General features: G+C 43.9%; 9 protein-coding genes. 8 read left to right on the top strand and 1 reads right to left on the bottom strand.

Going from position 1 to position 15,976, the window contains the following annotated elements:
• The first annotated feature begins 6 nt into the window (after positions 1–6).
• The 8 genes from BGP76_RS04375 (at position 7) to BGP76_RS04340 (ending at position 14,840) form a co-directional block, all read left to right on the top strand.
• Positions 7–2,814 (top strand): carbohydrate-binding protein, encoded by a 2,808-nt coding sequence (locus BGP76_RS04375; RefSeq protein ID WP_119843741.1) that lies wholly within the window; start codon positions 7–9, stop codon positions 2,812–2,814.
• 32 nt (positions 2,815–2,846) lie between these two features.
• Positions 2,847–3,758 (top strand): alpha/beta hydrolase, encoded by a 912-nt coding sequence (locus BGP76_RS04370; protein WP_119843740.1) that lies wholly within the window; start codon positions 2,847–2,849, stop codon positions 3,756–3,758.
• 506 nt (positions 3,759–4,264) lie between these two features.
• Complete coding sequence (locus BGP76_RS04365) at positions 4,265–7,405, top strand: TonB-dependent receptor (RefSeq protein ID WP_084190295.1); 3,141 nt, start codon at positions 4,265–4,267, stop codon at positions 7,403–7,405.
• Positions 7,406–7,426: 21 nt separating this feature from the next.
• A complete protein-coding gene (locus BGP76_RS04360; protein WP_073118997.1) occupies positions 7,427–8,947 on the top strand; it encodes a RagB/SusD family nutrient uptake outer membrane protein in 1,521 nt (506 codons plus the stop codon).
• Between the two features lie 33 nt (positions 8,948–8,980).
• On the top strand, positions 8,981–9,877 hold the full coding sequence (locus BGP76_RS04355; protein WP_119843739.1) for a hypothetical protein: 897 nt from the start codon (positions 8,981–8,983) through the stop codon (positions 9,875–9,877).
• A gap of 67 nt (positions 9,878–9,944) precedes the next feature.
• Positions 9,945–10,805: a family 16 glycosylhydrolase gene (locus BGP76_RS04350; RefSeq protein WP_119843738.1), complete on the top strand. Its 861-nt coding sequence runs from the start codon at positions 9,945–9,947 to the stop codon at positions 10,803–10,805.
• A 15-nt stretch (positions 10,806–10,820) separates the two neighbouring features.
• Positions 10,821–13,166: a glycoside hydrolase family 3 N-terminal domain-containing protein gene (locus BGP76_RS04345; RefSeq protein WP_119843737.1), complete on the top strand. Its 2,346-nt coding sequence runs from the start codon at positions 10,821–10,823 to the stop codon at positions 13,164–13,166.
• Between the two features lie 180 nt (positions 13,167–13,346).
• Positions 13,347–14,840: a glycosyl hydrolase gene (locus tag BGP76_RS04340; protein WP_119843736.1), complete on the top strand. Its 1,494-nt coding sequence runs from the start codon at positions 13,347–13,349 to the stop codon at positions 14,838–14,840.
• A 17-nt stretch (positions 14,841–14,857) separates the two neighbouring features.
• On the opposite strand, the gene BGP76_RS04335 is transcribed toward BGP76_RS04340, so the two are convergent.
• On the bottom strand, positions 14,858–15,928 hold the full coding sequence (locus tag BGP76_RS04335; RefSeq protein ID WP_119843735.1) for an endonuclease/exonuclease/phosphatase family protein: 1,071 nt from the start codon (positions 15,926–15,928) through the stop codon (positions 14,858–14,860).
• Between the last annotated feature and the right edge of the window lie 48 nt (positions 15,929–15,976).

The following is a 15,976-nucleotide window of genomic DNA, read 5'->3' as shown; positions in this document are numbered from 1 at the left end:
CGAATTATGAAAGACTTCTACTCGCAAGGCAATACGTCATGCACCCACCCTAATGTGCAAATTCAAAACACCCATTCCTTTCGATTTACCCTCCTCATCTTACTATTGGCATTTTGCTATACAAGCAGTACTGCACAATACCTAAAAGCAGATGGCAAACGGATCGTAGATGAGAATGACCAAGAAATCATACTCAGAGGTATAGGGCTAGGCGGGTGGATGCTCCAAGAAGGGTACATGCTACGAACTAGTGGTGCGCAGCACGAGATAGAAGCCAAAATCACTGATCTAGTTGGTGAAGATAAAAAAGAGGTATTCTACGATGCATGGCTTCAAAACCACTGTACCAAAAGAGATATTGACTCCATGGCATCATGGGGCTACAACTCTGTAAGATTGCCTATGCATTACAAACTTTTTACTCCACCGATCGAAGAAGAACCTGTGGCAGGACAAATCACCTGGAACGAAAAAGGGTTTGACATGGTCGATGACCTAGTTTCTTGGGTCAAAGCCAACGACATGTACTTGATCTTAGATCTACACGCGGCTCCTGGTGGACAAGGCGAAAACGCTGACATCAGTGATTACGACCCTAGCAAACCCTCCCTATGGGAAAGTACAGCCAACCAAGACAAGATGGTAGCCCTGTGGAAAAAACTAGCAGAACGCTATGCCGATGAACCGAGCATAGGAGCTTATGACATCATCAACGAACCCAACTGGGGATTTGAAAACCATGAATCAGACCTAAACGGCTGTGCGGAGAGCAAAAATACCGCCCTTTGGAATATACAAAAAAGAGTCACAGAGGCCATCAGAGAGGTGGATCAAAACCACATGATCATCATAGAAGGCAACTGCTGGGGAAATAACTACACTGGTCTCCCCACACTATGGGACAACAACCTTGCGATCAGTTTTCACAAATACTGGAATGGCAATGATCAAGGCTCCATCCAAGGCATGCTCAACATGCGAAACAACCGCAATGCTCCAATCTGGCTTGGCGAAACTGGCGAAAATTCTAATGCATGGTTTACTGATGCCATAGATCTATTCGAAACCAACAACATGGGCTGGTCATGGTGGCCTCTCAAGAAAATGGGAGGCAATAACCCACTACAAGTAGAAGTAAAACAAGGCTACCAAGACATCCTCAACTATTGGTCTGGCAGTGCAGGCAAACCGTCAGAAGAAGATGCCTACGCATCACTCATGGAGCTAGCCGAAGGGCTCAAAATAGAAAACAATGTCTACCACCCTGATGTAGTAGATGCCATGATTCGCCAACCTCATAGTGACGAAACGATACCATTCAAGGACAACACCTTATCAAAAACTGCAGCGACAAGAATCTATGCCGTAGACTATGATCTAGGCCGAGAAGGATTTGCCTACCACGATGCAGAGTACACGAACGAAACAGGCAATGCGGGAGGTCTAACATGGAACCAAGGCTATACCTATCGAAACGACGGAGTAGACATACAGGAGAGCCAAGACAGCGAGTCTAACGGATACAACATCGGTTGGACAGAAGATGGCGAGTGGCTAGTGTATACATTAGATGTAGACTCTAGTGGTGTTTACCAAATCGACCTTCGTTACGCCTCTGGATCTGACAACAGTGCATTCAGTATTCACATCGATGACAGCAACCAAACAGGCACGGTATCACTACCCAATTCTGGTGGATATACCGTATGGGACGTCTATAGCACAGATGATGTCGTACTCTATGAAGGGACACAAAAACTAAAATTGATGATAGAAAAAGGAGGCTTCAATTTGAGCTACCTTGAATTCACTTTAAAAAAAAAGTTAAGTGACGTCTTATGCCAAGCTAAATCTGGCTACACCTCTGAGACCGGAGACCTTATATACCTATCGGTAAACAAAACGGTAGACGCATCTACAATCAGCGATGCGTCTGCCTTTACTCTACAGGCAGGAGAAACAGCGATTACGCCTACAGCAGTCATGATAGACTCAGACAATAACCGTCAACTCGTGTTAGAAGTAAATGGCAACTTCAACGATGCTACCACCCTTAGCCTAGACTATACTGGAGATGACATACTAGCTACAGATGGAACGAGCCTGTCAACATTCGAAGCGCTCCACATCACCAACAACCTGCCCCTACATATTCTACTCCCTGCCAAAATAGAAGCCGAAGACTACTACTACAACAATGGACTAGAACATGAGACGACCACCGATACAGGCGGTGGCGAGAACCTAGGCTACACCAACACAGGTGACTATCTAGACTACCACATCGCAGTATCTGCTACAGACACCTACAGAGTAGAAGCACGAATAGCCAGTGGAGGCAGTGCAGGCAAGTTGGCTTTCGAGCAGCTCGACGATTCAGGTCAAGTACTAAACAGTGAAACCATCGACGTACCTGTCACAGGTGACTGGCAGACATGGCAAACCATCAGTCTCAAAATGACACTAAATGAAGGTCGTGGCACACTACGTATCAAAGTCATCCAACCAGAATTCAACATGAACTGGTTCAATTTCTCAGCATACGTACTATCTACAGAAGCTAACCTAGATCAGAACCCAGTCTTGATCTACCCCAACCCTAGCCAAGACACCTTGCACATTAGATGGAACGGTTTTGACAAAATCGCTTCCCTCAAAATCGTAAACATAAATGGTAGCGTAGTGCTAGAACAGAAAAAAATGAAAGTAGAAGAGTTCGAAGCATTCGATATCAGCACACTAAAATCTGGACACTACATACTAGAAATCAAGTCTGGAAAAGAAATCAGAAGAGAAAAATTCATTAAAAACTAGGTATCAATTAACACTCCTGATATCTTGGCCAGATGAGAAAAATAATATTATCTACTGTGATGACCTATCTGGTCATCACAGTTTTTGCCCAGGAGCATCAAACGCTCACCTATTACCAAAACGACTCCATCCAATTAGAGATGGATCTTTTCCTACCCGAAACATCCAATATCTCAAAACACCCCTTGGTGCTATTCGTACATGGTGGTGGTTTTTCAGGAGGCAATAGAACAGGAGGACTATCCTATTGCCGATACCTTGCCCAGAATGGATATGCAGCAGCTACCATTTCTTACACTTTATACATGCGTGGAAAGAATTTCAGTTGTGGTGGAGTGACCTCAGAAAAAGTCAAAGCCATGCAATATGCCGCCAACGATCTGTGGTCTGCAACAGCCTATCTCATAGATCATGCAGATCAATTGGCTATCGATACTCAAAAAATATTCGTCACCGGTAGCAGTGCTGGTGCTGAGACTGTTCTCCATGCCCAATACTGGAACAGATCAGTTATGGGGTGGTCTGGTGATCCATTACCCAAAGGGTTTAAATATAAAGGTCTAATATCTGGAGCAGGTGCTATTATGGATCTCAACATGATCCAAAAAGACAACCTAATCCCAATGATGTTGTTTCATGGTAGCAATGACAGAACTGTACCCTATGGGACGGCAGCACATCACTATTGTCCAACCGACGCTACAGGTTGGCTTATGTTTTTCGGATCTCACTCGATCTACGAACACATCAACTCACTAGGCGCTACCAGTCAACTCTACACCTACTGCGGAGGAGGACACGAACTCAGTGCTGAGTTATTCAAACGTGACTTTGATCTATCTCTCGATTTTTTGAACCAAGTCCTATCGAATCAAAAAAGCCAAAAACACATCATTATCAAAACTGACAAACCAAACACAGGAGCCACCACCTTATGTGACTAACCTTCACTCCTGTTAAATCTCTAAAAGAGGCTTAAACATTGATATGTTTAAGCCTCTTTTTTTGAACTAGCCTTACCACTAAAATAGACACGCTCCCCCTTTCCAAAATCATTGCCACCTCAATAATTCTACTCTCATACACAACACAAATTCCTTGCTCTAAATAAGAAATCGAAACAAAAGCATACATCCATAAAATCCGAACCCAATCAGTACTAAATCACTACTTCAAAAACAGCATTACACGTGTTTTTTACGTCTAAAAAAACATCTATAAACTAGCGAAAAAACCCACAACACCTGCTGATAAAAAAACACATATATAACTGTAAAACAACTAATTAAAACAGCTGAAGTAGTAAAAACGTGGGTGTAAAAAATAGCGATGTATTTTAAGCGTAGATCAAAATTAAAATATGATTAATTGAAAAAATACTTTTGATACTATATGAAAGTAAATGTGCTGCAATAGCACATGAATCAATTGAATTATTAAAGACTAAAGTATGAAACTACAAACTCTACAATTATGGAAGAGGTCTGTACGACCTCTGATGATTTTGAGCCTGTCGTTGCTCTGGAGCTTTGCTCAAGCACAGGACACAACGGTGAAAGGTCAAGTGAAAGATGAAACTGGCGAAACACTACCAGGGGTATCGATTTTGATCAAAGGAACAACCAAAGGAACCGTTACTGATCTCGATGGTAACTATAGTATCACAGTATCAGATCAAAACGCAGTATTAAGCTTTTCATTTATTGGTTACATCACACAAGAAGTAGCTGTAGGCAGCCGATCTACAGTAGACGTCTCTTTACAAGCAGACATTCAGTCTCTAGAAGAAGTGGTCGTGGTAGGATACGGTGCACAAAAGAAAAGTGTCGTCACAGGTGCGATCTCTAGTGTCAAAGCCAAAGATCTAGAATCACAGCCTATCAGTCGAGTAGAACAAGCCCTTCAGGGTAGAACCTCAGGGATAACTGTAGCTTCTACTTCTGGTCAGCCTGGAGCCTCATCGACTATTCGTATTAGAGGTTTCACGTCTACCAATGATGACGCCAACAATCCGCTTTGGGTAGTTGATGGTGTGGTCATTGACAATGGAGGGATTGGGTACTTAAACCAATCAGACATTGCCTCTATCGAAGTATTGAAAGATGCTGCATCTCAAGCAATCTACGGTACAAGAGGTGCATCAGGTGTTATTTTGGTAACAACCAAAAAAGGACAAGAAGGTAGAACCAAAGTGAGCTACAATGGCTTCTATGGAACCTCTGCACCAGCACGCAGACTTAGCTTGACCAACGCCACAGAGTATGCTACTTTGATGAACGAATCTGCTATCGCTGCAGGCCAACCGATCCCATACAGTGACCCACAATCACTCGGAGAAGGCACAGATTGGCAAGATCAAATCTTCAACGACGATGCGAGAAGACAAAACCACGAACTAAGTATCAGTGGTGGTAATGCAGCTTCTACCTATTATGTCTCATTGGGATATTGGGATCAAGAAGGGATTGTCGTCTCGGATATCTCCAACTATGAAAGATTCAACGTCCGTGTCAATTCACAGCACAAAATAAAAGACAGAATAACAATAGGACAGAATCTTAGCTATGCTAAAGACAAATCAATAGGATTAGGTAACACCAACAGTGAATTCGGTGGACCGCTCAGTTCAGCAATCAACTTGGACCCTATTACTCCAGCAGTAGAAACAGACCCTACTGTGGCCAGTCAAGCTCCATACAACAACGAAGGCGTACTCACTGATGCCAATGGCAATCCATACGGTATCTCTACCATTGTTGGTCAAGAGCTCACCAACCCACTAGCATATACCCAGACAAGACTTGGCAACTTCAGCTGGAGTGACAATGTCGTCGGAAATGTATTTGCAGAAGTTGAACTCATCAAAGGATTGAAAATCAAATCTAATGTAGGAGCTAAAATCGCATTCTGGGGAGATGAAAATTTCACTCCTGTATTCTACCTAAACTCTTCGGTAAAGAACGTCACCAACTCCATGAGCCGTTCAATGAATAGACGTATCGACTACAACCTAGAGAACACCATCTCATATGGAAGAACTGTCGGAGAGCACACTTTCAATGTTCTATTGGGACAAGGAGCCTACCAAGAGAATTTCACCAGAAACGTCAACGTAACATATCGAGACATCCCTGCTACCAATTTTGATGATGCCTCTATGAACTTCAGTGTACCTAATGACCAAATCACTGGTGGTGGTTCAGAAGGTCAACTACACACAGTTAGCTCACTATTCGCCAGAGTAAATTACAACTATGGAGAGAAATACCTACTGACAGGTGTCGTCAGACGAGATGGATCATCTAGATTCGGTGAAAACAACAAATACGGTTTCTTTCCATCCGTATCAGCAGGATGGGTACTCTCTAGAGAGTCATTCTGGCCATCAAATGATGTGGTCAACTTCTTCAAACTCAGAGCAGGATACGGTATTGTAGGTAATGACAATATTGGAGACTTCTCCTATCTATCGACAGTAGGTGGTGGTAGAAACTACGCATTCGGTACCAGTGGTACATATGTAAACGGTGTCAGTCCAAACAAACCTGCCAACCCAGATTTGAAATGGGAAGAGACAAGCCAATTAAATATTGGATTCGAAGCGACTATCATTTCAAACCTCAATTTGACTGTAGAATGGTACAATAAACAAACCAATGGCATCCTGATGGGTAATCCAATCCCTGGATACGTTGGTGCTATCGAAAACCCTGCAGCTAATTTGGCTGACATGAAAAATACAGGTGTTGAAGTAGAACTTGGATACAGTATGAACCTTGGTGAGTTGCAGTTAAACTTCAACGGTAATGTTTCTTATCTCCAAAACGAAGTAGTAAGTCTCGGCGCAGGTAGAGAATATCTCGAAGGGGGGAGCACATTCCAAGCAAGTGCCTACCCGATCACACGTACAGCAGTAGGCCATGCCCTCAATTCATTTTATGGATTTAAACAACAAGGGATATTCCAAACTGCTGAAGATGTACAAAACCATACGAGTTCTGATGGCACAGTGATACAACCAGACGCTAAGCCTGGTGATTTCATCTGGAAAGACAACAACGACGATGGTCAAATCACAGAAGAAGATCGTGACTTTATAGGTAACCCTACTCCAGACTGGACTTACGGATTAACTATCGGAGGGAAATACAAAAATTTCGACTTCTCTATTTTCACTCAAGGCGTTGCAGGAAACGAAATTTTCCAAGGCCTCAGAAGACTAGATGTTGCGAATGCAAACTTCGAATCTAGCGCACTAAATAGATGGACTGGGCCAGGGTCTACAAACGACTATCCTAGACTAGTAAATGGTGACCCGAACAAAAATTTCACCAATCCATCTGACTTTTATCTAGAAGACGGTTCATACTTTAGACTCAAAACTATACAAATCGGATATTCACTACCGAGTTCGATTTTGGACAAAGTCAGTATAGATAGATTGAGATTCTACATCACAGCCGAAAACCTATTCACATTCACAAACTACACAGGATATGACCCTGAAATAGGCGGCGGTACCATGAGTATTGATAGAGGTATCTATCCACAAGCAAGATCATTTATGGCTGGTATCAATTTGAACTTTTAGTAAACTCAAAAATTAAGCAAAATGAAATTCATACATATAAAATATACCCTAATGCTAGTGAGCCTACTAATAGTAAGCTCATGTAGCGACAGTTTCATAGAGGTCGAACCTCGCGGAACAGAGCTGGAAGACAACTACTACCGAAACGCAGAAGAAGCACTAGCAGGACTAGTCGCAGTGTACGACCAAGTAGGTGGCATGTCCAATGGGCTGATCAACAAATTTATCGCAACTAACTCTGCATCTGATGACCACTATGCTGGTGGTGGGAGTGCCAATGATGTCACGGGAATACAAGTATGGTCTAACTATACACTAGACCCTGCTACTGGTCCACAAGGAGACCTCTGGAACAGAGGTTACTCAGGAATCTTCAGGGCCAACTCTATTTTGGGGCATCTTCCAGATGTAGATATGGATGATAATTTGAGAGCTAGATACGTAGCAGAAGCAAAGTTCCTAAGAGCATACTTCTACTTTGATCTTGTTAGATTTTTTGAAAACATCCCATTGATCATTTCATCAGATCTAGGAGACTTCAAAAACATCCCACAAGTAGACCCATCTGAAGTATATACTCAGGTCATAGAAGACCTAATCGCAGCAATACCTGACCTACCTGCAACTGTACCCGTCGCAACTGAAGGTGGTAGAGCTACCGAAGGCGCAGCGAGAGCACTATTAGGCAAGGTATACCTATGGCAAGAAGATTTCGCTAAAGCTGCAGAGCAATTTGCAGAAGTAAACGGCACACCAGGTGGAACAAGTCAGTTTGGCTATAGCCTTCTCCCCAACTTTGGAGACCTATGGATATTCAGCAACAAACATCACAGTGAATCAATCTTTTCTGTAAACCACACGAGTGAAGGACAATGGGGAGACTGGGGATGTATCGCATGTGCTGAAGGCAACTGGCTAAACATCATGATCAACCCACGAGGGTACACTGCCATAGATGCATCTGCTCCTGATTATGTATCAGGGTGGAGTTTCAATCCAGTAACACCTAGCCTCGAAGCAGCCATGACAGGTGATCCACGCTATAGTGAGACTATCGCAGATCTACAAACCATGGAGGATAATGGTCTAGTTACCTACGAAAAAGGATACCAAAACACAGGGTTCTTTATCGAAAAATTCACTTCGAGACAAGAAAACGTAGCAACAGGTGGGAATATGGAAGGCAACTTTGAGCAAAACCTATATGACATACGTCTAGCTGACACCTATCTATTGGAAGCAGAGGCACTCGTTAGAGATGGCTCCAATACCGCCAGAGCACAAGCACTACTAGATGCAGTACGCGCTAGAGTAGGTCTCGCTTCTACGCCGGCTACTTTCGAAACCATCAAGGCAGAAAGAAGACTAGAACTTGCAGGCGAAGGACACAGATGGTTTGATCTCGTTAGATGGGGAGATGCTGCTACAGTATTGGCCAGTAGAGGTTTCGTCGCAGGCAAACACGAAATCCTACCAATCCCACTCTTCGAAACACAAGACACGGCCATAGAGCAGAACTTAGAATACGGAGGGACTAAATAATCAATTATTATTTTGATCTAAATAAGCTATAAGATGAAAAACATAATAAAGAACATAAGTAACTGGGGTACCATGGCGTTGTTCACTTCTGTGACAATGGTAGCATGTACACCAGACTCAGAAGATCTGTCCTTGGGTAAAAAACCCGAAGCTAGCTTCACCATAGAGCCAATAGAAGGTAAAAACAACAAATATCTACTCAGCAACACAACAGATGGTGGATTCGCCTACTATTGGGACAAGGGGAATGGGACCTTCGAAGAAGGCATGGAAAATGATACTGTTTACCTACCATGGGTCGGAGAATATGATATCTCTCTACGTGTACTGACCCCAGGGGGATATGACGAAACCACCGAGTCTGTGACAGTAGATACCGCTGACCCAAATGCTTGTTCAGGTTTCCTTTCACTCTTAACAGATTGCTCTAGCAAAACTTGGATTTTGGCTCAGCCAGAAGGTGGAGCGCTCCTAGTCGGTCCATCTGACGGAAGTACATGGTGGACTAATAGTGCCGCAGATGTAATGGCTGCAGATCGTGTATGTCTATTTGACAATGAATACACTTTCCATGCTCAAGGAGATTTTGTCTTTGACAACCAAGGTACTTTTAGAGTAGATGACGAAGGTGGTGCTGCTTGGCCTGCAGAGATGGGACTCGATATCGGATGTTATGATATGGATCAGATTCCTGACCAATTCCAAGCATGGGGTTCTGGCAATCACAAATTCTCCTTGACTGATACGCACTTGACAGTGGTAGGCAATGGTGCACATATTGCCCTTTACAAAGTAGGTTCGTCAGGATCGATCACTACTCCTGAAGCCAGCGTGTCTTACGAGATCGTATCACTCACTGCTGACAAAATGGTGATCAAAAAGTACTTCGATTGGGGAGGATGGGTATTTACCCTCAAACCAAAAGAATAATTATCTAAAAATAGGGGTCGGTAATCCACTGACCCCTTTCCTTTTTCGCTTACAACTCAATAAGATTATGAAACTGCTTTCTATTCCATTCCTGTTTTTCCTTTTTGCATCCTGCCAAACGGAAGACAGTAGCAATGGCCCACAGTATCACACGCCCCCTACCCCTACTATTACGACTACTTACTCATTCTCCGAAACACCTATCTGGCAGGAAGAATTTGACTATACTGGAGCGCCTGACCCTACCAAATGGGGCTATGACCTAGGAGGAAACGGCTGGGGGAACAACGAACTACAACACTACACCGACCAACCCGAAAACGCATCGGTTGCAGACGGTCTACTGACCATCACGGCGATCAAAGAAAAAACTGAAAACAGCGATTACTCCTCTGCTCGACTGGTCACTAGAGACAAAGGAGACTTCTTATACGGACGCTTCGAGATCGCGGCTAAACTCCCCGCAGGCAAAGGTACTTGGCCTGCCATCTGGATGCTACCTACAGACTGGGTCTATGGTAGCTGGCCCAAATCTGGAGAAATAGATATCATGGAACATGTAGGCTATGACCAAAACCGAGTTCACATCACCGTACATACAGAAGCATACAATCATTCCATAGGTACACAAGTTGGAAAAAACAAAGTCATAGAGGGTGTAAGTGACTCTTTTCACCTTTACCGCGTAGACTGGACCCCTGAGAGCATTAAAGGGTACATTGATGATCTTCAGATTTTCGATTTCCCTAACGAACATAAAGGTTCTGCCACTTGGCCCTTTGATCAAAAGTTTCACTTCCTACTCAATATCGCCGTAGGCGGAGACTGGGGTGGCGCAGAAGGAATAGACGAAACCATCTACCCTGTCGAGATGGTGGTAGATTATGTGAGAGTGTACGAACTCATCGAAACAGAAGTAGAAGAATAATTACAATATCAAACAATGAAAAAAATCATCATATCAGTTTTGGCTGCCACAACGGTCATCATAGGTTTCTCATTTTTCAACACGAAAGAAAGTCAGAAAGAAATCACTAAAATAGAACGTGTAGAAAAACTACTCTCCCAAATGACTCTAGAAGAAAAAGTAGGTCAAATGGCACAGGTAACACTAGACGTCATCACAGAGGGAGACACCGAATTTTCCAGTTACGAACCCCTGAAACTATCAGATGAATTGGTCAACAAAGCCATTCTCGAATACCACGTAGGTTCAGTACTCAACACTGCCAACAACAGAGCCCGTAGCACCGAAAAATGGCACGAAGTAGTGAGCCAACTGCAAGAAGTAGCTACCACACAGACTCGCCTCAAAATCCCAGTGATCTATGGAATCGATGCGATTCACGGAACTACCTACACAGCTGGAGCGACATTGTTTCCACAGGAGATTGCACAGGCAGCGACTTTCAACAGAGAACTGGTCAGACGAGGAGCAGAAATCTGTGCTTATGAGACACGTGCTTCTGCTATTCCATGGACCTTCTCCCCTGTTCTGGATATGGGTAGAGACCCTCGGTTTCCACGAATCTGGGAAGGTTTCGGCGAAGATGTCTACTTGACTTCAGAGATGGGTGTACAGATGATCAAAGGTTATGAAGGCGAAGACAATGACATCAGTAACCCGCTGCATGTAGCTTCTTGTCTAAAACACTTCCTCGGCTACTCTGTACCTCTATCAGGTAAAGACCGCACACCGGCTTTCATCCCTGAAATCGAGCTTAGAGAACGACACATCCCAGCATTCAAAGCGGCGCTAGATGCTGGTGCCCACACGGTCATGATCAACTCTGGCCTCATCAACGGCACACCTGTACATGCCAACTACGATATACTCACTAAACTGCTCAAAGAAGAACTTGGGTTCGACGGTGTAGCTGTCACCGATTGGGCGGACATTGACAACCTCTACACACGAGACAAAGTAGCTGCTACACCAAAAGAAGCCGTAAAAATCGCCATCAATACAGGTATCGACATGGCCATGATACCCTACAGTTTTGACTTCTGTGAAGACCTAGTTGAGTTGGTCAATGAAGGCGAAGTACCTATGTCTAGAATCGATGATGCTGTCAGACGTATCCTAAATCTCAAACACCAATTGGGTCTGTTCGATACACCTGTCACCCACTACAAAGACTATGATAAATTTGGCAGTAAAGAATTCGAAACAGCAGCCTACAATGCCGCTGCAGAAGCCATCACTTTATTGAAAAATCAAGAAGCGACCCTCCCACTCAAAAAAGGAGCAAAACTACTCGTCACAGGCCCTAATGCGAACAGTATGAGAAGCCTCAACGGCGGGTGGTCATACTCGTGGCAAGGTGAGAAAGTGGAAGAATTCGCGGCACAATACAACACCATATTAGAAGCGATCCAAAACTTCAACGGCAAGAAAAATGTAACCCACGTCGCTGGCGTATCTTATGTAGAAACTGGAAAATACTGGGAAGAAACAACGGACATACCAGCAGCAGTACAGGCTGCCGAAAAAGTAGACTACATCGTACTATGCCTAGGAGAAAACAGCTACACTGAAAAACCTGGAGACCTACATGACTTGAAAATCTCACAGAATCAAATCGATTTAGCGCTAGCCCTCGTCAAAACAGGTAAACCCGTCATCCTCGTCCTCAACGAAGGCCGTCCAAGGTTGATCAAAGATTTCGCTGAGGGCATGGATGCCATCGTACAGACCTACCTCCCAGGCAATTTTGGAGGAGATGCACTCGCGGACATCCTATTCGGTAAAGTCAACCCAAGTGGAAAACTACCCTACACCTACCCGATGTATGCCAACACACTCGTGACCTATGATCACAAGCCATCTGAGGAACAAGACAAAATGGAAGGCATGTACGACTATGAATCTGATTTTGCAGTACAGTTCCCATTCGGGTACGGACTCAGCTATACGACATTCGAGTACAGTGACCTGACTGTGAGTAGTGCGAGTCTCAGTGCTAAGGACAAACTCACGATCTCTGTCAAAGTCACCAATACGGGCAAAGTAGCAGGTAAAGAAGTGGTACAACTCTACATCTCTGACTTGGTCGCATCGATCAGCCCAGACATGAAAAGGCTCAGAGGATTTGAGAAGATCAATTTAAAGGCTGGTGAGTCCAAAACAGTCCGCTTTACCATCACGGGTAGCGATATCGCATTTGTGACGTCTGACCTGCAGTGGACAGTAGAAAAAGGAGATTTTGCAATCAACATCGGTGGACAATCAGACAAGTTTGAGATCACCGAAACCAAGAAATTTGGTCAGTCTGGTCAAATGCTTTAATAGTTTATTATAGTAATCATGAAGCCATCTCAGTAGTCATGCACTGAGATGGCTAATTGCATCATACCAGACAATATAACGATTTAGAAGACTGCCTCTACCCTTTTTATCTTGATTAGAGGGCTAGATAAAATGGGATGTTTGCTGAGGCAGTCTCTTTTTTACTTTTAAAAAAATGATATGAATCGTATTCTACTCGCTACACTGCTAACCTTGATGGTTTGGTCTGCTCAAAGCCAAAAAAGAGGTATGGCCTATGGTCACCATTCAGCAGAAGACATGGAGATTCTCGCGCCCCATGTAAACTGGTGGTACAACTGGTCAGAAACGCCAGACGCCAAAGTAGCCAGTAGCTTTACGAACCTCGGGTTTGAATTCGTCCCCATGACATGGAATGGAAACTATGACGAAACGAAACTGCGCACCTTCCTCTCCGACCATCCCGAGACCAAGTATCTCTTGGCCTTCAACGAACCCAACTTCCTAGAGCAAGCCAACATGACCCCTACAGAAGTAGCTGCACTCTGGCCAGAACTGGAAGCTATCGCTGACGACTTCAACCTTGAAATCGTCGGCCCAGCAGTCAATTTTTGTGGTGAATGTATCTCCGAGAATGGCACCACCTACACCGATCCTGTAGCGTATCTAGATGACTTCTTTGCGGCATGTACGGACTGTAGAGTCGATCACATCGCAGTACACACCTATGTCAATACCATCGGTGCACTAGAGTGGTACATCGGTCTATTCGAAAAATACAACAAACCCATCTGGCTCACCGAGTTTGCAGGATGGGAAGAAAATGGCGTCATCAACAATACCAACGACCAAATCAGTTTTATGGAAAGTGCGTTGGAGTTCCTAGACAATGAACCGAGCATTTTCAGATATGCATGGTTCATCGGTAGAACCAGTGGCGGCATCAACACCTATCCTTACATAGACCTCTTAGGTACCAATGGACAACTGACAGCACTCGGAGAGACCTATACCGCCGCACCCAAGATCAGAGACACAAACAAAGTAGTAGATATACCTGCAGTGATCTATGCTGAGGACTACAACACCATGGAAGGTATCTCACTAGAAAAAACAAGTGATGAAACGGGAGACAAAAATGTGGGATATATCGATGCAAATGATTGGCTAGAATACAAAATCAACGTCAGTGAGACTCGTGACTACCCTATATATTTTAGAGTAGCCGCTACCCAAAACAGCTCATTAGAGGTTCTCATAGATGGACAAAGTGAACTCACGCAATCTTTCACGACCACAGGTGGTTGGCAAAACTGGTCGACTTTCGACAACACGCTACCTCTCACTACGGGTGAACATACACTGAAGCTTTTGGCTAAGAGCGGTGGTTTCAATCTCAACTGGGTTGGCATAGATGCAGAAGCCATCATACCCGAACTGCCTTTAGCAGTGAATAATGATAAAGAAATGACACTATACCCTAATCCTACACAGGGTACAGTCAACCTACACAGTACGACACAGATCACCAAAATAGAGCTATTCACACTAACTGGAAAAACACGCTACAAAAAGGCTTTTGCATCCCAAAACATCACACTTGACCTCCATACCCTGCCTTCAGGGATATACTTCATGCAAGTCACTGACCAAAACCAGCAACGACTAACAAGAAGAATTTCTATCAAGAACTAGATCTCAGAAAAAGAGCACTAGTTAGAAGTAATTTCCTTAGCGTCCGTGATTTTTTCTTGCGCTTCCTCTCTGTCCTCTTGATCTGTCGTTTCGGTAGCAGATACCGCATGGTTGGACGGATTGAGCACCACTTCGATACATATCGGAAAGTGGTCTGAGTGAAAATTAGGCAAGCGCTTGATACCAGCTACTTTAAAGTCTGTGCTCAAAAACAGATGATCTAATGGCCACCTCAACAAAGGATAATGTGCATGGAAGGTATTGAAAAAACCTCGCCCCATTCTCGGGTCTAAAAGTTCGCTGACTCTAATAAACAAACGCGTCGTATGTGACCATGCCACATCATTGAGATCTCCCGCTACGATGACTGGCATGTCACTTTCGCGAGACTCTCGACCTACCATGACCAATTCCGCATCTCGCTGAATCGAAGTGCTGTTTTCCGATGGAGATGGCGGTTTAGGATGTACCCCAAAGAACTTAACCAACTGTCCATTTTTTAACTCAAAAATGATATGTACCGAGGGTACATTTTCTTCGATCAAGTACTTAATTGTCCCCTCTTTGATCGTCACCTTGCTATACAACAACAGGCCGTAGGTATTGTCCAAGGGCTCTAGCATGCGATGTGGAAACAACTGATGCATATCTTCACGAATCGCCTCCTCCCACGCATGACTTGCTTCCACCAGCATCAGAATGTCAGGATCCTCACCTTTCACCATCTCTATCAACCCTTTATAATCATCATTGCTCATGAGTACATTGGCAGATATTATCTTCAGTCGTTCGTGTGTGTGATTATCTATATCTGCATCCGGAACTTTCCTAGCAGCCCACTGTGTATAAGGATAAATAATCCATAGACGATAGAGTAAAGTCAAACATAAAGCGGCAAACGCTAAGTAATGATAACCCGGGTTACTAAGTGGGAAACAAACTAGGAGCAGCAAGATGACCACATTAATCACCGTAAACTGCGCATAGGGAAAATCAAAAAATCTAACTGTCCAATGCTCATAAGTCAACAATGGAATCAAATTAACCACCACCATTACCCCCACCAGAACTACCATCACTATTTCCATATCTATCTATTCGTATAATGAGGATAGTTCGCCTCACTTTGTTGACAC

It is taken from the genome of Reichenbachiella sp. MSK19-1, assembly GCF_003590315.1.
GTDB lineage: Bacteria > Bacteroidota > Bacteroidia > Cytophagales > Cyclobacteriaceae > Reichenbachiella > Reichenbachiella agariperforans.
The sequence above is the reverse complement of the archived record's forward strand: the minus strand, read 5'-3'. Positions and strand labels throughout refer to the sequence as shown.